Below are 18,108 nucleotides of genomic sequence, written 5' to 3' on the forward strand. Positions count from 1 at the left end.
TTGCGACGTAAACACTGAAATTGAAGTAAGCCGAAAATAACGCCGTTGAGCATCCGTTTTCAGTGCTATGTCAGGCTAATTTTTCCTGACGTTCTTGAGTGCATGTTTGACCTTGTCGTAAATAAAACTAAGAAGTGCACCGACAAAGACAAATAAACCAAGGTCAATCAGAGCAAGTTTAAGACTGAACGGGTCTGAAAACAGGTTATAGGTGAATCCCATTTGCAAACCAATAAATTTAGTTAAAAAAACTGTAGGTATGATCAGAAGTATATTCACGTATTACCTGAAAAATTGACTAAAGAAGTAGAGTTCTAAAGCACATACTACTTTTGCTCATTTCTCAGGCAAGGAAATAGGTCTCGATTTACCCTGAAACGGGGATGCAATATGAATTTCAACACGATGAGTGGTGCGCCCTGTTCAAGGCGGAGTAACGCAATGCCGAAGCAGCCTTATACTTCTTAAATGGCTAATACAAAGGCATAGTTAAAATGCCGTGTGTTGTGAATCACTCTTGAACAGCTCGGATGGATAATAAGCACTCCAATCTAGTAAGATGAGACCAAGACTTGCTATACGTTACTTCCAAGCTCAGAATTTGGCCTCAACTTATTGCTAAAAACGAACAGACAACTAACCAAAATGCCTATCTCGAAAAGCTGACATAGAAAAGATGCTGTCTTAAACACCAGACCAGATTCCATCCAGGGCATCGCTATTTCGATTAGCGCAGCGGCAAAAACCAAAGTATACCCAACCCATTGATGCCATTTACCTAACATTGGCGAGAAATGATAGAAAGCTAACAAATAGAGCACCGAAAAAAAAGGCATTATAAACCAAGTAAAATACTCAAGAATTTCAACTAACGAGCGACCACCTTCGCCCAAAGTCGCCATTAGAATCGGGATAATAAAATTGAGTATCATGTAAAGAAACGGATAGATAAGAATACCCAAGGCAAGATACCGAACTGACTTTTTAACTCTAGTTTCCACTTGTACTACCTTCTCAAGTTGGAGTAGCGCATGACGCTTAACTCCCAATTAAGGTGTGAACAACGCTAACACCTTACCTAAAGCATTATGCCATAAACACTAAACTGGCTTGAAGTGAAAGCGCCAAGCGTTGTGAATCACTATTAAATTTATTGTTAGTTCACTCTGTCAGAAAATGCTCCACTAAATGTTCTGAAAACTGGTACTTCTTAACGTTTTTACCAAACTCGGTGACCTCAATAATAAGACCATGTGACTCTAAGATTTTAATTTGCTGCTCTAGATTTTCATGCTCCTCAAGATAGTATGCGAGAAACTTACCAGCATGTACGAAACTCCAAGAACGACTTAAGAGGAAAAATTCTCTATGAAATTTGAAATCAGGATTCTTTAGATCTAGCCTCATTTCCTTCAGTAAAGGCTCATGTTTAGCCCATAGAGACTTGTAGAAAGACTTGATTTCTTTTTTCTGCTCTTTCGCTTTCCGTTGGTCTGTGTACTTATTTCCAAAATATGTACCAGCAGCACCAGTTGCCGTCCCTACGAGAAAACCAACCGCCAAACTAAAATAGTCCATTTATACTCCTGTGAACTAACAGCTATTAGACCGAAAAATTCTGCATTTAAATACAGAATCAGTCTATCTAGTTTCATATGCACAGCAATTTACCACGATTAATCACAGTATTTCAGTGACTTAAAACATAGATAGACTCATTGAATGACAAAATGCAGAATATTTCTATATAGTATGATTTTAGCGGATACCCTCCCGAACTGTATGCAATCACTGTACCTCTACGCATACCCCAAACACAAAAAAGCCTGCCATCTATGCGAACATAAATGGCAGGCTTTATACGTTAGTTAAGCTTTTGAGTGGCTAGCTTATGCGGCTTCGAATGCCAGGGCTTTCTTCTCTACTTGGCGGAAGATCAGCGTTAATACACCGTTTACTGCTAAGTAGAATGCGCCGGCAATACCGAACACAGTAAGTGTGTCGTAGGTTTGGCCGTTGATACGTTGAGCGTAGCCCATTAAATCCATGATGGTGATGGTGCTTGCCAGTGACGTACCTTTGAAGACTAGAATCACTTCGTTCGAGTAAGCTGGAACGGCACGGCGTAGAGCGTATGGCAGTAACACTTTAAGCGTTGCGACTTTGTCCATGCCAAGTGCGCGACACGCTTCCCACTGCCCTGCTGGAATGGCGTTGAATGCGCCTCTGAACAGTAGCGTGCTGTATGCCGCGGTGTTCAAAGCTAATGCTAACATTGCACAGAACCAAGGTTGGCTTAACCAAGTCCACATGAAGCTTTCACGAATCCAATCGAACTGACCCGGGCCGTAATACACCAAGAAGATCTGCACCAACAATGGTGTGCCAGTGAACAGCGTGATGATGCCACGTGTTAACCAGTGAATCGCCGGTATTCTTAGGATTAGCGTTACCGTCATCAGCAGTGACAAGATACAACCAACCAGCAATGAAGCGCCTGTGAGTTGAAGACTGGTCGCTAAGCCCTCAAGCATTTGAGAGAGGTATTGTTGATTCATGCCATTGCCCCTTTGTTACCCAAACCTTGAATAGAGAACTTACCATCAATCACTTTTACCAATCTTTGTGTGATTAAAGTGATGACCAAGTAGATTGCTGCTGCTGTCGCGTACCAAGTAAATGCTTCGTGCGTTGCAGCGGATGTTAGTTGTGCTTGTTTCAGCAAATCCGTTACGCCAATCAGCGATACTAATGCAGTGTCTTTTAGTAACACTAACCACTGGTTGGTTAACCCTGGTAGCGCGTGTCTTACCGCTTGAGGTAAAACTATACGAAAGAATGAACGTGATTGAGAAATACCAAGCGCGCTTGCTGCTTCTCTCTGCCCTTTGCTTACTGCTTTCAAAGCACCACGGATGGTTTGCGAAGCGTAAGAAGCAAAGATAAGTGACAGTGCAACAACACCAGATAAGAACGGGCTCACTTCTATGAAGTCGCCAGTGATCATGAACAGAACTTGTGTCGAACCAAAGTAGATAAACAGTACGACCAGAATTTCTGGTAAACCACGAACAATCGTCACAAATGCAGTCGTTGGCCATTTGATTGCAATACGACGAGACATCTCACCACTTGCAAACAAAACTGCTAGAACCAATCCAACCAATAGACTTACGAATGCAAGCTGAACAGTCATCCAGCTTGCTTCGACGAGCCCTAAAGAGTAACCCGTTAATTCCATAAATTACTTACCGAAGTACTTGTTGAAGATCTTGTCGTATTCGCCGTTCGCTTTCACTGCAGCAAGTGCAACGTTAAGCTGGTCTACAAGTTCTTGGTTGCTCTTGTTTACTGCGATACCAAAGCCGTTACCGAAGTACTCTTGGTTTGTTACTTGGTCGCCAACGTACGTTAGGTTGTCTTCTTTCTTGAACCATTCTGCTACAACGGCTGTGTCACCGAATACAGAATCGATACGACCGTTTTTCATGTCGATGAATGCATCTTGGTAGCTTGAGTAAGGTACCGCTGTTACGCCAGTCATTTGCTCAAGTAGGAAGCTCTGGTGAGTAGAACCGTTTTGAACACCAACACGCTTACCTTCCAGTGCCACTTGGTCTGCTACTTTGCCTTCGAAAGAGATGAATGCTGCAGAGTTGTCGTAATATGCGTTAGAGAAGTTCACCTGTTTAAGACGCGCTTCTGTGATGTCCATTGCCGAGATAGCCGCATCGTAACGTTTGAATTTAAGTGCAGGGATCAAGCTATCGAATGCTTGGTTGTGGAAAGTACACGTTGCTTTCAGCTCTTCACAAAGTGCGTTTGCTAAGTCTACGTCAAAACCTTGAATTTGGTTGTTCTCATCCATGTATTCGAATGGTGCGTACGTTGCTTCCATTGCGAATTTGATTTCTTCTTGCGCCGCTGCGTTGAAAGAAGCAAGGCCGATAAGTGAAGCTAGTAGAATCTTTTTCATTTTGTTACTCCGAATACTGTTTGATAGCGGCCTGTGGCCATTCTTATAATTTGATTGTTTTGATCGATGTTGTGTTTAGCTAAATCTAGTGAGTTACGTGAGTCTTATGCGTTAACTCAGATTTAATGAGTCAAATACTCGGCAAACTCAGGTGTCTGCGGATTAACGAATGAATCGCTGGTGCCGTGTTCAACGATGTACCCTTTCTCTAGGTACAGAACGTGGCTAGCAATCTTCTTCGCGAAATCGACTTCGTGCGTTACGACCACTTGGGTAATGCCCGTTCCGCTCAATTCTTTAATAATACTCACGACTTGGTTGGTGATCTCAGGATCAAGCGCCGCTGTTGGCTCATCAAACAACAACACATCCGGTTTCATCATCAGCGCACGTGCAATCGCAACACGCTGTTGTTGACCGCCAGACAGTTGAAGTGGCCAAGCGTCAGCTTTGTCTTCAAGTTGAAGTGTCTTTAGTACTCCTTGAGCTTGCTTGATCGCTTCTTGCTTATCTAAACCCGCAACTTTGGTTGGTGCTTCAATCAAGTTTTCCATCACCGTCATGTGTGGCCATAAGTTATATTGCTGGAACACCATGCCGACTTTACGACGAAGTTTAAGCCCTTGCTTTTCTTGGATCTGACCAGCAAAGTCGAATTGCTCGTTAGCAATGTCTAATTCGCCGTTGTCCGCGATTTCTAGCAGGTTCAAAACACGCAGTAGTGAACTCTTGCCAGCGCCGCTTGGGCCAAGCAATACCAAGGTTTCGCCACTCTCACAGTCGAAACTGATGTCGTGAAGAACTTGGGTATCACCGTATGATTTGTTGATGCTCTTTACTTGAATACTCATGCCACAATACTGCATTAATTGTCATTTGTTGGTTATTCTATTCAATCCGAGGTTTTATGCAAGAAAAATGTATAAAAAACTACTTTGTTGAATTTTTGTAACACATATTGCACAAAAAACAGTCGCTATAACTGGTCTTACAACCAAAGGCTGCAAGCCATTGATAAGGTTAGTATCGAGATAAAAAGCAAACGTTTTTCTATCAATTTATAAATCATAACTCGATTACTAGTTTATGAACGCACTCCCCTATTAACGCTAATTTACTTGCATAAAAATTAGGGTTAAAACCCCTACTTTCCTATCGAACTGACTGGATCAGAATGCTTAGTTTTCCTTTAATGTCGTTTTGAGCTATGCAGTTGGTTATGATGAAATATTGGAAATTGAGTTTCCTAGGGAGCGTCACAGCGCAATAAATGCTTTAATGGGTTCTATTCTCAACAACAATTACTGCCCAGCGAACAACGCGCAGTACAGGCAATAAGTCATAAGCAATTAGTCATAAGCAACAAGCAACAAGCCATCTATTTTTAAAGCGACAACACATTAAGGCAGTCATATGCAAAACGATGTCTCTTCTACGCTCGACTCAACTCAGCGATCGACTCAAAAAGCGCCAGACCCCAAACCTGAGAAGAAAAGCCTCAGTATTTTGTTTGAGCTGAGTAAATTCATTCAGCCTTATAAAGGTCGTGTTATTGCTGCTTTGATCGCGTTGATCTTCACGGCGAGCTTAACCCTTTCAGTCGGACACGGTATTCGCCTTCTTATCGACCAAGGTTTTAGCCAACAATCACTCTCAGATTTAGGCAGCGCGATTCAATTCATCATGGTCGTGGTCGTGTTGATCTCGATTGGTACTTTCTTCCGCTTCTATTTGGTTTCTTCTGTTGGGGAACGCGTGAGTGCGGACATTCGCTTATCGGTTTTCAATCATGTCGTGACACTGCATCCGAGTTACTTCGAAACTAATGGCAGTGGCGACATCATGTCGCGTATCACAACGGATACCACTCTGCTTCAAAGCATCATAGGTTCATCGTTCTCTATGGCGATGCGGAGCGCGTTGATGTGTATTGGTGCGATCATCATGCTATTCGCGACCAATATTAAGCTGACCTTGATTGTATTGGCCTCGGTGCCATTTATCTTGATTCCAATCCTTGTCTACGGGCGTCGTGTCAGAGCCCTATCTCGTCAAAGCCAAGATTCGATGTCTGATGTCGGGTCTTATGCCGGTGAGGCGATTGAGCATATTAAAACGGTTCAAAGCTACAGCCGAGAAGAGCAAGAGAAAGCGTCATTCGCGGTAGAAGTGGAAAAGGCTTATGAGATTGGTCGCCAGCGTGTAAAACAGCGCGCGATTCTTATCTCTGGTGTGATTGTTATCGTGTTCAGCGCAATATCAGGGATGCTGTGGGTTGGTGGTAGTGATGTCATCAACGGCACGATGTCAGCGGGTGACTTAGCGGCGTTTGTCTTCTATGCCATTATGGTCGCTTCGTCATTAGGTACCATTTCTGAAGTGATGGGTGAACTGCAACGCGCGGCAGGTGCGACCGAGCGATTAATCGAAATCCTACAAGTTGAAAGCCATATTGTTGCGCCGGTAGCGAACCCAACATCACTAGATAATGTGACTCCAGAAGTTGCGTTTGATGATGTGACCTTCTGTTACCCATCAAGACCGGATCAACCCGCAACAAGCAACCTCACGCTCACTGCCCATGAAGGCAAAGTGTTGGCACTGGTTGGCCCATCTGGCGCAGGTAAAACTACTCTGTTCGAACTGCTGCAACGTTTCTACGACCCGCAAGTGGGTAAAGTAACCTTAGGCGGTGTTGAACTGAATCAGTTTGATCCTAACGAGCTAAGAAAGCAGATGGCACTCGTGCCGCAGCAACCTGCTCTGTTCAGTAACGATGTGTTTCACAACATTCGCTACGGAAACCCGAAAGCAACGGACGAACAAGTTATCGAGGCCGCTAAAAAAGCACACGCACATGAGTTCATCCAAAACCTACCTGAGGGCTATCACAGCTTTCTTGGTGAACGCGGTGTTAGGCTTTCTGGCGGGCAGAGACAACGCATTGCCATCGCACGTGCCATCCTAAAAGATCCGAATATTCTCTTATTGGATGAAGCAACCAGTGCGCTAGACAGCGAAAGTGAGCATCACGTACAACAAGCTTTAGATGAGTTAATGCGTGGTAGAACGACGATCATTATCGCCCATCGATTATCAACAATTAAACACGCCGACCAGATTGCAGTGCTCGATAAAGGACAGCTAGTAGACATCGGCGACCACCAGTCTCTCATCAATAGCTGCGAATTGTACCAACGCCTAGTTGAACTGCAATTCAAACACCTTAATGCGTAATCATTGAGTGGATGTGCGTGAGTCGTTTGTTTAGTGAGACACTAATCAATAAGTAACGGAAAGTTAAGTCACTGACATTGTGTGGTTTCAAGCTTCAAAAACTTAAATCACACGTGTTGCAGTTTTGTTAATTTAGCGGTAGGGTTTTTATTCCAATAACAACTTATCCCGATGAAGGATAAGCAGATAACATTAATTACCCAGATAACATTAACTACACAGATAACAATAAGAGAGTTCGCATGGAAGCACTATTATCTGACTACCCGGTAGTAACAGAAATCCCTGTCGCTTGGGGAGAAATGGACGCGCTTAATCACGTTAACAACGCCGTATATTTTCGTTATTTCGAAACCGCTCGCTTAGATTTTTTCAAGCATGTAGAGCTGATGGAAGAGATGGCGATTACCAAAGTTGGCCCTGTTCTTGGCGACACTTATTGTAAATATTTCAGACCAGTCACGTATCCAGACACGCTGATGGTTGGTTCTCGTGTCACTGACATTCAAGATGACCGATTCACCATGGAATACGCGATTGTCAGTAAGACTCAGCAAAAACTGACGACCATTGGCACCGCGACTATCGTGATGTTTGATTTTGCTTCAAACCAAAAAGCCCTGCTCTCGCTGCGCTTAACCAACGAAATTGAAAAGATGAACACGTTGAAAAGCCCATGCTTCAAACAAGAAGCCGTGACGGAATAACGTATTCGTTGGTTGAGAAAGATTCAGAAAGTTTCAGACATTAAAAAGGCCACTCGATTGAGTGGCCTTTTGTTTATTGGTTCAGAGTGCTTATAAGCGGTTGAGCGTTATAAACCTTGAACGCTCTTTGCGTTAGAAGCTATAAGCCTTACAGCCCATAGACATTGAACCCTATAAACCTTGTACGCTATAGACCTTGCACGTACTGAGCATTAGTTCGAACTTCAACCATCTGCTCTAGGTTCTGTTGTGAACCTTCAACGCCGTTCAGTAGCGCTTCGAAATGCTTGATAAGCTCAACTTTGTCTTTCACTTCTTTAGAACCTGCACCGATGTTGGTTAGGTCAATGAAGAACTCGTCGAACAGACCAGAGAAGTCAGTTACTGCGTCGTGGTTCAAGAACTGCTCGTGGTTGTAAATGCTTGGGTAGCCACCCTTCTGTTTATCAACCGCAAAAGAGATGCCTTTCACGTTGGTAATCGTGGTCGCTTTCTCACACTTCAACATACAACCTGCTTCGATGCTTGGCTTGTTACAACCCACGGTTCTTTGGAAGAAACACTGACGGCTGGTCATCATCAAGATTGGGTGGTAAATGCTGTAGAACAGTTTGAAGTTCTCTGGGCGACGAATATGACGAATCTGACCTTTGTTGATCTCGTTCGAAATGAATGCGCCTGCACAGTTCAGCTCTTCTTTCAGAGTAACCAGTGCGTGAGAGTTGGTCGTGTTCATGAACGGGCCTGCAACCCACTCAATACCCATCTCGTAAGCTTTGTAAGCAATACCCGTGTTGTTGGTTACGATGCGAGCTGGCTTGATCTCTTCAAGAATACGAACCGCTTCGTCGTAATCTTTACCGATCAATACCGCTGGGAACCAAGGAATCAAACGTGGGTTTGCTGCCAAGATGTCGATGTACTTGTTACAACGCTTCTTGAAGCTTTCTGGAAGTTTGAAGTAAACATCCGCGTCAGTCACGTCATACAGGTGTAAGTCTTCTACATCGGCGATAAGCATCGACATAGTCGGCTTCTCGTTCACTTTAGGGTGCTGAGGCAGTGCTGGCACTTCAACGTGCTTAATCACTTCCACAGAGCCGTTCAGAATGAAGTCGATCTCGTCTTTTAGGTCTGAAACTTCTTTTAGAGGAATCAACAAGCCTGCATCCACTTCACTGAAGTCGTGGCTTTCTAGCGTGTGAACTGCACTCTTCACGTTTTTGAAGCGCTTCTCAAGTAGCTCTTGAGTAATCGCCTTCTCTTCAACCGCTTTCAATAGCGATTTAGATTGAAGAGTAAAGTTCTCTTTTGGCGTGTTCACAGTCACCGTAAATGGTTGACCCACTTTTGCGCTGAACGACAGTGCTACTGGTGTCTTGCGAATATCAAGGAACTCGATCTTGTCACGCATTTCGTTACCAAGAACGTCTTTCGCTTGGTGAAGTTCGTTGGTCACTTCTTGAATCTGTACAACTGAGATTTCGTTGTTCTGCTCCGTCGCTTTTTCAACAGCGTAGTTCATGCTGTTGTCGCGCGGGTTATCGATGAACATGTCTTTCGTTAGGTTGCCCTTTAGGAAAGAGTTGGTGAAATCACGGTTGAATACTTTGTGTAGGTTCGAATCGTCTTCGATCAACAAACCACTTTCTACAAAGCTATCAATCTGTTTACGCCATGTGTCTACCACAGTGTAAACGTAGTGTGCGCCTTTAATACGGCCTTCTACTTTCAATGAGTCGACTTTCGCATCAACCAATTCAGGTAGGTCGTAGTAAGCTGAGTTATCTTTCAGGTTAAGTGGGAACTTGTTGCCCGCGTTGGTGATTTCGTACTCATCACGACACGCTTGGCTACAACGACCACGGTTACCTGAGTTACCCACACTTACTGAGCTTGAGTAACATTGACCAGAGAATGCGATACACAGAGCGCCGTGTACGAACACTTCGGTTAATACGTCGTGATCGTGTGCCACTTCCGTCAGCATCTTGATTTCAGGCAGGTTCAACTCACGAGACAAGTTAACGCGCGTCGCGCCAATCTTAGACAAGAACTTAATCTGACCTTCGTTGTGCGTAGTTAACTGAGTCGACGCGTGAACGTCTAACGATGGGAAATGCTTCTTAACCAGGTTGAATAAACCCAAGTCTTGAACAATGATGCCGTCCACTTTGGTGTTCACAAGCTGGTTCAGCAGTTTGGTGATGCTCTTAGTCTCGTGCTCCAGTAGCACAACGTTAAGAGTCAGGAACACTTCACAGCCGTATTCATGAGCAAGGCGAATCACACCATTCAATTCGTCTAACGACAGGTTAGAGGCTCTGTTACGAGCGTTGAATGTGTCTAAACCACAATAAACTGCATTAGCACCCGCTACGATGGCGGCTTTTATCGCTTCTACATCGCCACCTGGGGCTAATAACTCAATTTTTCTGCTCATTTTTGAAGTCGCTCACTTACTTATAATTTTTAAGCCGCGTATTCTACCCACATCACGATCTCTTTACCACCGTACAACACTTTTCAAACTAAATGACCTCAATAATGCCGAACGAATCCGATCTACCTATCCTTTATTCTTTACGCCGTTGCCCTTATGCAATGCGCGGACGAATGGGCATCGCACTATCACAGCAAAAAGTGTTACTTCGAGAAATTGTTACCAAAGACAAGCCTAGCGAACTATTGGCCAGTTCGCCAAAAGGAACAGTGCCTGTATTGGTGTTACCCAATGGACAAGTCATTGAACAGAGCTTGGATGTGATGAACTGGTCACTTCAACAAAACGATCCTCAAGATCTTCTGCGTTCAAGCAATCCAACGCTTAGCGAACAAGTTCAGCAGCTCATTAAAACCAACGATGAAGAATTTATTGGTCACTTAGAAAGGTATCGTGCATCGGTTCGTTACCGAAACATCGATGTTGAACAACGCCGACAAGCCTGCGAAACCTTCATTAAGCAGTTAGAAGTGCGACTTACCGATCAGCCCTACTTTTTTGGAGAAAGCCCAAGCTTGGCCGATTTTGCGGTGATGCCTTTTGTCAGCCAGTTTGTGCGGGTCGAAAAGAAGTGGTTTGTGCAATCTGAATACCAAAACGTAGGACGTTGGTTAAGAGCGCACTTGGAAAGTAAGCTCTACACCCAAGTCATGAAGCAATACCCTTTGTGGAATGAAACCAAGCAAGATTGTCTTTTTGGATAACTTAAGAGAATTTTGGGTGACTTAAGGGTATCTAGGGTGATCTAGGGGAATTCTGGAATAGATAATTCCTAGGTATTAAAGTAGTTACGTGACACTTTATCTTCTTTGTAAAGAACAGATATTCAAAGGCTTAACTGGGATTCCGTTGTCTCTTTACCGGTAACGACTGTCTCTTAACTGGCAAACACAGTCTAAGCTAAGCCTTTTGTTCATTTTAACCTGATCACTGAATCGCTATCGAAATCTCGACTTCAGTTTCACCTTTGTATAGTTCAAAATCTGTCGTGTAAGTTCTCACATGTGGGCAGTCAGCAGCGCTGAAATACGCCCACACTTCACCCCATAGGTCGATCACAGCTTGTGGTAATTCACCTTCAGCAGAAAACGTTAAGTATTTACCTGCTTGTATTTCGGTTTCTACAAGCGTATCAACATTCTGATCCGTAAGTGCATTAGTACACGCGATAACATCAAATTCGCCCGTAAAGTCAGACTCGTAGTTAGTGTAAACGCCATACACTTTTGAATCCGGTGTTAATTTCGGAAATGCTTGGTCAAAAAAGCCCTGCCACAATTGCCCTATCTTGGCTCTTGCTGGGTCCATCTCATCGGTATTGGTGGTTCTTACTGAAAAACCATACGCCTTTACGGCTTCTATCGTTTCAACTTTCATTCGTTCTATTCCTAAGCCAATTGACGATCTAACTGTATTGAATCCAATGTTTTATAAGATAACGATGCTAATCTTGTATCTCTTTATGGCCACATTTTTCACAGACAAGGTGACGAGAAAACTCATCCATTGACGCGACAAACGGGCCAAGGAACCAACCTTTTATCATGCCTGCCCAAAACTCACTTCGCTTTTGGTTAGGTTTGTCTGCAAACGCACTCGTCTTTCTGACCAACACAACAACATGTTGTGTCTCTTCTCTGCACGCGGTGCAATAGCATTGTTCTATGGTTCTATTCATTTGAAAGCCTATGACGTTTTGAATGAAACATGCTGAAAGTGAGGGTTGTCGACACAGACATCCAATGTCGCTATTTGAGTTAATACGACAAGTTGTTGCTCGCCTTGAGTACTGACTTTAATGCACTCTTCACGGCTATCATTGCGTTGAGTATCTAATCCGACACATTCAATCTGCTCGCCAGATTTCAGCGTTAATTTGATTGGGTATCGGTGCATACACACAATCTCAATATAATCGTAATCGTTGCAACTAATCATAATACCCTTCCAATTCATCCACCACGCTAATGCGACATGCCATACTATTCAATATCTTTACAATCAATAAGTTACTCGTATCACAATCGCATTGCCATAATCAGATTATTGAGTAATTTGTTAAATTTAATCTCGTTCTCACCATTCACATTTCATCTGTGAACGACAATTTAAGGCTTCAAGAATCCTTTCCAATAATGGTACAAACCACCAATGTCTGAAGAACACATTAGCGACATTGCGCCTTTGATTTGTTCTTCGCTCCATTCCCACCATTTCATTTCTAGCAACTGAGCGATTTCAGTCTCATTGAAACGATAACGGATATGGCGTGCTGGGTTTGAACCGACAATCGAGTATGGCGCGACATCTTTAGTCACAACCGCTCGACTTGCGATGATGGCTCCGTCACCAACCTTAACACCACTCATGATCATGGCTTCTGTACCAATCCACACATCGTTACCAATCACGGTATCACCAGAGCGTTCAAAGCCGTCTATCGCACCTTCAAACTTCTCATCGTCTTGATAGAAAAACGGGAAGGTACTCACCCACTGGTTTTGGTGGCCTTGGTTGCCCGCCATCATAAACACGGCGCCAGAACCAATCGAGCAGTAGCTGCCAATGATCAGCTTATCGATGTCGGTTCTATCCGGTAATAGGTAACGCGCACAGTCATCAAAGCTGTGGTTATGGTAGTAACCCGAGTAATAGCTGTGCTCGCCCACGATGATGTTTGGGTTGGTCACTTGTTCTTTGAGTGACTTTCCAACAAACGGGCTTTCAAAATAGTTTTTCATGGTTGTACTCTTAGTTTCGTTCTTTTAGTTAGGTACTTTTGTTGCGTGTTGATGGTTTTAACTTGTTTATATTAGTGTAAAGGCAAACGTGCCCTATTGACCGCCTGCAATATCAATAAACGAGCCGGTGACATACGAAGCTTCGTCTGATAATAACCACGCGATAGAGTTCGCGACTTCTTCTGGTGTGCCACCTCGTTGTAACGGTAACTGCGAAGCTAGTCTGTCTACGCGATCTGGCTCTCCGCCGTCTGCATGCATCTCAGTATAAATACAACCTGGCCTTACGCCATTCACTCGGATATTGCGTGAAGCTAATTCAAGCGATAAGCCTTTGGTGAGTGAATCCATCGCACCTTTCGATGCTGCGTAATCCACATACTCAAACGGTGCGCCAGTACGAGAAGCGGCAGACGATACATTCACAATCGAACCCGCGCCATCGGCTTGTTTGATAAAGGCTTTACTGCACAGAAAGCAGCTTGATACGTTGGATTTCATCACCTTTTCAAAGCGATCCAATTCAATATCAACCAATGGTGACTGGGTAAACAAGATCCCGGCATTATTGACCAAGTGCGTCACTGGACCTAGCTTATTACGAGCAATCTCAAATAAAGATTTCACATCCGATTCAACAGACACATCCGCACGCACGCTTATCGCGGTTCCGCCTTGTTCACGAATCTCGTCTACTAGATCTTCAGCTCGCGACTCATTGTGTATGAAGTTAACGCATACAGCATAGCCTTTACTGGCCAACAATTTAGACGTTGCTGCGCCAATGCCTCGGCTTCCGCCGGTTACAACCACTACCTTGCTCAATGAAACCTCCTAATGTTTACTTATTCTGTGCAACCTGATTGTTCGTGACAAACTGATCGTATCGATACAAACTAATTGTTCGATACGATCTGAACCCACTGCGATCGCCACGCCGGCGCTTCGAATGGGTCTGGCCAAAACTCAGTTTGCTTTTGAATTAAACCGTCAACCACCGTGTGAAAGGTGATCACTCGGTCTTTCAACACACTGTCAGTGACCGAAACGTCCGTGACTACCGTATCACCTTCACAGACAATCGAATTGAGCGTGAATTCCCAAACACCATTGGCTGGGTATTCAGTATTGATTGCAGTGAAGTTGTCGCGCCCTAACGTCAATTCAGACGACTGCGGCCAATAGCCTTCAAAATCTGCGGTTAGCCATTCACCTGCCTTTGCAAAATCATTACTGCGCATTGAATCCCAAAATCCCAATACCACTTGTTTTGGTGTCATTATTCTTCCTTAAAGTTATTTACGTGTGGTGATTTTTAAATGTCGGCTTCGTTATGCGTACTTGCTAATGATCGTTAAAAGATCATCGACACTGTTAGCAATGTAATCGGGCTTGGTTTGCCAATTTTCAGGTTTCGATCGGCTATAACCTGCTGCAACGGCAATCACTTTTGCGTTTTTACCCAGCGCGGCTTCAATATTGCGAGCAAACTGTGTGTCCGCTTCATGGTCACCGATGTACATCAAACAAAGCTCGTTAGTCGGATCGGCGCCAAATATGTTCTCGACACATTTCACACCACCAAATGGATGGGGTTTTTGGTTACCGTTCGAGACATCGTCATAGCCCACGACCGATTTAAACAAATCACCAATGCCATAACTGTCGAGCACACCACGAATATTCAATTGAGAGTTTTGAGAGCAGATCCCATGTGGAAGATGAGCAAACTGATTAACCACGGTTTCCATTCCTTCAAACAAGGCAACGGCTGTTTGGTTTTTCTCTTGATGCTCTGCCCACATTCCACCAGCGATCAACATTTCATCGTGTGATAAACCGTAATAATCGACATATAAGGCTTGCCAGTTTTTAGCCCCGTGGTTGGCTTCATGATAAAGCGCTTCGCTGAGCAAATATTTAGGTAAGTTATCACCTGACAAGTGTGGCGCGACTAAAGAGATAATATCTTTTGTGATTGCGATATTCTTTGGAACGGAATTGACTATGGTTCCATCGTAATCCCACAGGATGGCATCTAACTTCATACACTATCTCTTTGTTTCGATTAGTAATTTGAATTTATCATTCATAAGCCTATTTAGGGCAATTTTATTGTCTTGAATTTCGAAATTTGTCGAATAGAAGCAAAGCTAGAGAACAAACCGTTACTAGCAAACAAAAACCAAACAGTGTTTGCTCACATCACTGCTTTATCAATTGCAATATATGCGTATAATCCCCGCTCCATTGCGCTATCGCCGTTAAAAATAGCGCCATTCAACATTTTTAATGAGTACCCAATGTCGAAACTATTTTTCAAAGGCCGTATCGAAACAAGACAGAACCACGTTCTTGCTGGCTACAACGTAAACCGCGATGTGAAAGCGGGTACTGAAGAATCTCCAATCGCAGTAATGGTTCAAACTGAAGCGCGCAAAGCAGAAGTTGAAGCACTAGCCGCTGAAAATACTATCTTCGTTACTGTTACAGTCGACGCAGACAAAGAAGAGAACACCATCGAGCTTGATACTCTACTGAACAAGCCAAAAACGATGACGTTTGAAAAGACCCCTAACCGTAACGATCCGTGTTCTTGCGGCAGCGGTAAGAAATACAAGAAGTGTTGCGCATAAGGCTTCTCACTCAAAACTGCCAATAGCACGATGAGTTAAGTAATATCTAACGGGAAGATCATTGAGGTCTTCCCGTTTTTATTTGCCTAAGCCAAACTCACAAACTCACAAACTCACAAACTCAGTCGAGGTTGTCTGGTGTATTCAGATATGTTCCACATTGGGTACATTTGTAATCACCTGTCGCGCCCGAACCTGTAACACCAAAAGATAGAAACTCCGATAAAATTCGTTGGAGTAAGCTCGGTTCTTTATCTTCAGCTTGTGGTGCCTTTTGCACTTGGCTACTGAACATCGTGTACCTATGCAGTGTAAGTTCCTTACAGTTACAGCAGAACGCTCTCGTCTTCTCACTTCCATACATAATATCTATCGCCTTAACTCAAAGCACAAATTCAACACATGGCAAATATGCCACATGTTGAGTTAAATCTATATATTTTCATGAAGTTATGAGCAAATTAAAGCGTTTCAAAGAAAGGTAAGCTCTCGACTGTTAAGTGACGTGTTGATGAACAAAGTTATTCAATTCAGTCACGCTTCTGATGATGTAAACCTCTTTCTCTTTAGCACGCAATTCTAACTGCGCTTTAAAGTCGTCATTCCAAAATTTAGGACACAGTTTTAGTGTCTTATAACTTTGTATCGTGCCTTTTATAACTGAACTTCCATCAGGCCAGCCTTCAGGTTTAACGAATAGACCTTTGAGCATTCGCTTGGTTACAAACCAGTAGCTAATTGAATAAGGAAGGTCGATATAAACCAAGGTATCAGCTGCATCTAAACGTGTGTTGAACGATCCTAGAGGGCCAAAACCATCGATGATCCAGCTTTCTGACTTAAGTATGCTCTCATGAGCCTGCTCGAATACTTCACGTTCAACAAACTCTCCGTTGGCCTTATAAACAATAGAATCTAACTGGTGAAGCTCTATCCCTGTAGCTAGTGCTAACGCCTTGCTGATTGTGGATTTTCCACTCCCAGGCTTGCCAAAAACCGCGATCTTTTTCATATGACTTCCTCTATTCAGATAAAACCCATAAGACAGCGACAAAAAACCCACCTTACGGGTGGGTTCGATAAACAAAGCGCATCAACAATCCCACCATTCCTATGGAATGATGATAATTCGTTGGTTAGATGGCGCTAAATTCAGTTTCATAAAACTACTTTTATATACTGTTGCTTAGTTGTCAACACAATGACTAATGGGCGATATCATCGTCATATCGCACCCATTAATAGTCTTAATGAGTGCTTATTCGTCTTGGTTATTTTGCTTTCTTTTTCGTCACTGTCGCTTCTGATAGCTTGCTTAGTACACCCGATACTTTCTTAACGACCTCGTCACAGCCATTGATCGCGTGACGCTCTACCAAGTAATTAGGATCGTTGTAAGACAACCATACTTTCTTATTAGAATCCTCAGTGACTAACACCTTCTGCGGTAAATCTATCGCGACTTCTTGAGCACATTGCATTAATGGTGTCCCTACTTTCGGGTTACCAAAGATGATGACTTCCGTTGGTCTCAATTCAAGATCGACCTTACTCGCGTTTTTCTGATGGTCGATTCTCGCAAACAAGGTCAAACCTTTGCTCTTGGCGATTTCTTCAAAGCGGTCAGCGGTCTCTTTCACTGAATAATTACTTTGGTATTTAATCAAACCATCAGAAGCCGCAGCTGAAAATGATGCCGAGAGTAAAATGGCGCATAGTGGTAGTAATTTTTTCATCGTCACCTCTGAGATTTAACCTAATCAAACTTACATTCATAGCGCCACTTCCAAATTCAGCGACGTAACCCATGTCAGTATAGACGCGATTCCATTCTCAGTTTGCAGAGAGGATCACTTTTCTAATGCGTCTTATTATCATCAGTTTAGGTGGGGATTTTTTCAAAAGTTAAACACACGATCAGTGCCACGATTTGGTTCCACATTTCTCACATTGGTATTCGTAATCACTGTCGACATAAAAACCGGGAACATTATGGTCACCTCTAAACAATAACGTCACCAGGTACTCCATCAACACGCCTAACTTCCATTGTTTCTTTTCAGATTCAGCGTCCGCTTTAGATTCAGCATCGGAAGCGCTAACAGCAAGGTGCGGGGTAAGTGCGTCGCACTGCTCACAGTGATAAGGGTGTTTAATATACTTATTATCAAGCATTTATATAAGCCAACTGATATTTATAAATTTGATACATACTAACAACTTATCACTCGGTTCTCGAACTTATTGTTGTCCGTGCGACCTGAGGTCGTATGAAGCGTTGTTCACCGCTTAACGAGTGAACCATCTG

At 43.4% G+C, this 18,108-nt stretch carries 22 protein-coding genes; 4 read left to right on the forward strand and 18 right to left on the reverse strand.

The window, feature by feature from the left end:
* Window positions 1-575: 575 nt before the first annotated feature.
* The 6 genes from AB6D06_RS08250 to artP form a co-directional block, all read right to left on the reverse strand.
* On the reverse strand, window positions 576-1,001 hold the full coding sequence (locus AB6D06_RS08250) for a hypothetical protein (protein WP_017083679.1): 426 nt from the start codon (window positions 999-1,001) through the stop codon (window positions 576-578).
* A 160-nt stretch (window positions 1,002-1,161) separates the two neighbouring features.
* Entirely contained in the window at window positions 1,162-1,578 is a 417-nt protein-coding gene (locus AB6D06_RS08255) for a hypothetical protein (RefSeq protein WP_061024101.1), read from the reverse strand.
* A 311-nt stretch (window positions 1,579-1,889) separates the two neighbouring features.
* Window positions 1,890-2,558 (reverse strand): arginine ABC transporter permease ArtM, encoded by a 669-nt coding sequence (gene artM / locus AB6D06_RS08260; RefSeq protein WP_065681833.1) that lies wholly within the window; start codon window positions 2,556-2,558, stop codon window positions 1,890-1,892.
* Complete coding sequence (artQ, locus tag AB6D06_RS08265) at window positions 2,555-3,241, reverse strand: arginine ABC transporter permease ArtQ (protein ID WP_017083621.1); 687 nt, start codon at window positions 3,239-3,241, stop codon at window positions 2,555-2,557. Before artQ ends, artM begins: the two co-directional genes overlap by 4 nt.
* Window positions 3,242-3,244: 3 nt before the next feature.
* Entirely contained in the window at window positions 3,245-3,976 is a 732-nt protein-coding gene (locus AB6D06_RS08270; RefSeq protein WP_102333311.1) for a lysine/arginine/ornithine ABC transporter substrate-binding protein, read from the reverse strand.
* 122 nt (window positions 3,977-4,098) lie between these two features.
* Window positions 4,099-4,827 (reverse strand): arginine ABC transporter ATP-binding protein ArtP, encoded by a 729-nt coding sequence (gene artP / locus AB6D06_RS08275; RefSeq protein ID WP_102333407.1) that lies wholly within the window; start codon window positions 4,825-4,827, stop codon window positions 4,099-4,101.
* Between the two features lie 562 nt (window positions 4,828-5,389).
* On the opposite strand from artP, the gene AB6D06_RS08280 reads away from it, so the two are divergent.
* Both AB6D06_RS08280 and AB6D06_RS08285 read left to right on the forward strand, forming a co-directional pair.
* Window positions 5,390-7,213: an ABC transporter ATP-binding protein/permease gene (locus AB6D06_RS08280; protein WP_372110103.1), complete on the forward strand. Its 1,824-nt coding sequence runs from the start codon at window positions 5,390-5,392 to the stop codon at window positions 7,211-7,213.
* Window positions 7,214-7,455: 242 nt separating this feature from the next.
* A complete protein-coding gene (locus AB6D06_RS08285; protein ID WP_102333309.1) occupies window positions 7,456-7,920 on the forward strand; it encodes a thioesterase family protein in 465 nt (154 codons plus the stop codon).
* Window positions 7,921-8,107: 187 nt separating this feature from the next.
* On the opposite strand, the gene AB6D06_RS08290 is transcribed toward AB6D06_RS08285, so the two are convergent.
* Window positions 8,108-10,363 carry a peptidase U32 family protein gene (locus tag AB6D06_RS08290; protein ID WP_102333308.1) on the reverse strand — a complete coding sequence of 752 codons (2,256 nt, stop codon included), beginning with the start codon at window positions 10,361-10,363 and terminating at the stop codon, window positions 8,108-8,110.
* Window positions 10,364-10,536: 173 nt separating this feature from the next.
* Between AB6D06_RS08290 and AB6D06_RS08295 the strand changes: the two genes are divergently transcribed.
* Window positions 10,537-11,127 (forward strand): glutathione S-transferase, encoded by a 591-nt coding sequence (locus tag AB6D06_RS08295; RefSeq protein WP_240799499.1) that lies wholly within the window; start codon window positions 10,537-10,539, stop codon window positions 11,125-11,127.
* A 223-nt stretch (window positions 11,128-11,350) separates the two neighbouring features.
* On the opposite strand, the gene AB6D06_RS08300 is transcribed toward AB6D06_RS08295, so the two are convergent.
* From AB6D06_RS08300 to AB6D06_RS08330, 7 genes are all read right to left on the reverse strand, one after another.
* On the reverse strand, window positions 11,351-11,800 hold the full coding sequence (locus AB6D06_RS08300; protein WP_102319784.1) for a GyrI-like domain-containing protein: 450 nt from the start codon (window positions 11,798-11,800) through the stop codon (window positions 11,351-11,353).
* A gap of 67 nt (window positions 11,801-11,867) precedes the next feature.
* Window positions 11,868-12,101 (reverse strand): hypothetical protein, encoded by a 234-nt coding sequence (locus tag AB6D06_RS08305; RefSeq protein WP_017068340.1) that lies wholly within the window; start codon window positions 12,099-12,101, stop codon window positions 11,868-11,870.
* A gap of 8 nt (window positions 12,102-12,109) precedes the next feature.
* Window positions 12,110-12,361 (reverse strand): Rho-binding antiterminator, encoded by a 252-nt coding sequence (locus tag AB6D06_RS08310; RefSeq protein ID WP_017068339.1) that lies wholly within the window; start codon window positions 12,359-12,361, stop codon window positions 12,110-12,112.
* Window positions 12,362-12,531: 170 nt separating this feature from the next.
* Window positions 12,532-13,164, reverse strand: a complete 633-nt coding sequence (gene catB, locus AB6D06_RS08315) for a type B chloramphenicol O-acetyltransferase (protein ID WP_017063920.1) — start codon at window positions 13,162-13,164, stop codon at window positions 12,532-12,534.
* Between the two features lie 93 nt (window positions 13,165-13,257).
* Window positions 13,258-13,989, reverse strand: a complete 732-nt coding sequence (locus AB6D06_RS08320; protein ID WP_102333306.1) for a glucose 1-dehydrogenase — start codon at window positions 13,987-13,989, stop codon at window positions 13,258-13,260.
* 71 nt (window positions 13,990-14,060) lie between these two features.
* Window positions 14,061-14,444 (reverse strand): nuclear transport factor 2 family protein, encoded by a 384-nt coding sequence (locus AB6D06_RS08325; protein ID WP_102333305.1) that lies wholly within the window; start codon window positions 14,442-14,444, stop codon window positions 14,061-14,063.
* 51 nt (window positions 14,445-14,495) lie between these two features.
* Window positions 14,496-15,212 carry an HAD family hydrolase gene (locus AB6D06_RS08330; protein ID WP_017061811.1) on the reverse strand — a complete coding sequence of 239 codons (717 nt, stop codon included), beginning with the start codon at window positions 15,210-15,212 and terminating at the stop codon, window positions 14,496-14,498.
* Window positions 15,213-15,467: 255 nt separating this feature from the next.
* On the opposite strand from AB6D06_RS08330, the gene AB6D06_RS08335 reads away from it, so the two are divergent.
* Entirely contained in the window at window positions 15,468-15,800 is a 333-nt protein-coding gene (locus tag AB6D06_RS08335) for a PBPRA1643 family SWIM/SEC-C metal-binding motif protein (protein WP_017068336.1), read from the forward strand.
* Window positions 15,801-15,921: 121 nt separating this feature from the next.
* Here the strand turns inward: AB6D06_RS08335 and AB6D06_RS08340 are convergent, their stop codons facing one another.
* From AB6D06_RS08340 to AB6D06_RS08355, 4 genes are all read right to left on the reverse strand, one after another.
* Window positions 15,922-16,164, reverse strand: a complete 243-nt coding sequence (locus AB6D06_RS08340; RefSeq protein ID WP_029235167.1) for a hypothetical protein — start codon at window positions 16,162-16,164, stop codon at window positions 15,922-15,924.
* Window positions 16,165-16,296: 132 nt separating this feature from the next.
* Window positions 16,297-16,812 carry an adenylate kinase gene (locus tag AB6D06_RS08345; RefSeq protein WP_065583646.1) on the reverse strand — a complete coding sequence of 172 codons (516 nt, stop codon included), beginning with the start codon at window positions 16,810-16,812 and terminating at the stop codon, window positions 16,297-16,299.
* A gap of 259 nt (window positions 16,813-17,071) precedes the next feature.
* Window positions 17,072-17,536 (reverse strand): DUF302 domain-containing protein, encoded by a 465-nt coding sequence (locus AB6D06_RS08350; RefSeq protein ID WP_102333304.1) that lies wholly within the window; start codon window positions 17,534-17,536, stop codon window positions 17,072-17,074.
* A 181-nt stretch (window positions 17,537-17,717) separates the two neighbouring features.
* Window positions 17,718-17,975 (reverse strand): hypothetical protein, encoded by a 258-nt coding sequence (locus AB6D06_RS08355; protein ID WP_017066541.1) that lies wholly within the window; start codon window positions 17,973-17,975, stop codon window positions 17,718-17,720.
* Between the last annotated feature and the right edge of the window lie 133 nt (window positions 17,976-18,108).

It is taken from the genome of Vibrio sp. 10N.239.311.G01, assembly GCF_041465805.1.
Classification (GTDB): Bacteria; Pseudomonadota; Gammaproteobacteria; order Enterobacterales; family Vibrionaceae; genus Vibrio; species Vibrio crassostreae_C.

Excerpts from the sequence above, each read along its gene's own strand:
- AB6D06_RS08280 (WP_372110103.1), top strand. The coding sequence starts at position 5,390 with ATGCAAAACGATGTCTCTTCTACGCTCGACTCAACTCAGCGATCGACT.
- AB6D06_RS08270 (WP_102333311.1), bottom strand. The coding sequence starts at position 3,976 with ATGAAAAAGATTCTACTAGCTTCACTTATCGGCCTTGCTTCTTTCAAC.
- AB6D06_RS08285 (WP_102333309.1), top strand. The coding sequence starts at position 7,456 with ATGGAAGCACTATTATCTGACTACCCGGTAGTAACAGAAATCCCTGTC.
- AB6D06_RS08300 (WP_102319784.1), bottom strand. The coding sequence starts at position 11,800 with ATGAAAGTTGAAACGATAGAAGCCGTAAAGGCGTATGGTTTTTCAGTA.
- AB6D06_RS08290 (WP_102333308.1), bottom strand. The coding sequence starts at position 10,363 with ATGAGCAGAAAAATTGAGTTATTAGCCCCAGGTGGCGATGTAGAAGCG.
- AB6D06_RS08350 (WP_102333304.1), bottom strand. The coding sequence starts at position 17,536 with ATGAAAAAATTACTACCACTATGCGCCATTTTACTCTCGGCATCATTT.
- AB6D06_RS08310 (WP_017068339.1), bottom strand. The coding sequence starts at position 12,361 with ATGATTAGTTGCAACGATTACGATTATATTGAGATTGTGTGTATGCAC.
- AB6D06_RS08330 (WP_017061811.1), bottom strand. The coding sequence starts at position 15,212 with ATGAAGTTAGATGCCATCCTGTGGGATTACGATGGAACCATAGTCAAT.
- AB6D06_RS08325 (WP_102333305.1), bottom strand. The coding sequence starts at position 14,444 with ATGACACCAAAACAAGTGGTATTGGGATTTTGGGATTCAATGCGCAGT.
- artQ (WP_017083621.1), bottom strand. The coding sequence starts at position 3,241 with ATGGAATTAACGGGTTACTCTTTAGGGCTCGTCGAAGCAAGCTGGATG.
- artM (WP_065681833.1), bottom strand. The coding sequence starts at position 2,558 with ATGAATCAACAATACCTCTCTCAAATGCTTGAGGGCTTAGCGACCAGT.
- catB (WP_017063920.1), bottom strand. The coding sequence starts at position 13,164 with ATGAAAAACTATTTTGAAAGCCCGTTTGTTGGAAAGTCACTCAAAGAA.
- AB6D06_RS08355 (WP_017066541.1), bottom strand. The coding sequence starts at position 17,975 with ATGCTTGATAATAAGTATATTAAACACCCTTATCACTGTGAGCAGTGC.
- AB6D06_RS08345 (WP_065583646.1), bottom strand. The coding sequence starts at position 16,812 with ATGAAAAAGATCGCGGTTTTTGGCAAGCCTGGGAGTGGAAAATCCACA.
- AB6D06_RS08255 (WP_061024101.1), bottom strand. The coding sequence starts at position 1,578 with ATGGACTATTTTAGTTTGGCGGTTGGTTTTCTCGTAGGGACGGCAACT.
- AB6D06_RS08340 (WP_029235167.1), bottom strand. The coding sequence starts at position 16,164 with ATGTATGGAAGTGAGAAGACGAGAGCGTTCTGCTGTAACTGTAAGGAA.
- AB6D06_RS08295 (WP_240799499.1), top strand. The coding sequence starts at position 10,537 with ATGGGCATCGCACTATCACAGCAAAAAGTGTTACTTCGAGAAATTGTT.
- AB6D06_RS08305 (WP_017068340.1), bottom strand. The coding sequence starts at position 12,101 with ATGAATAGAACCATAGAACAATGCTATTGCACCGCGTGCAGAGAAGAG.
- artP (WP_102333407.1), bottom strand. The coding sequence starts at position 4,827 with ATGAGTATTCAAGTAAAGAGCATCAACAAATCATACGGTGATACCCAA.
- AB6D06_RS08335 (WP_017068336.1), top strand. The coding sequence starts at position 15,468 with ATGTCGAAACTATTTTTCAAAGGCCGTATCGAAACAAGACAGAACCAC.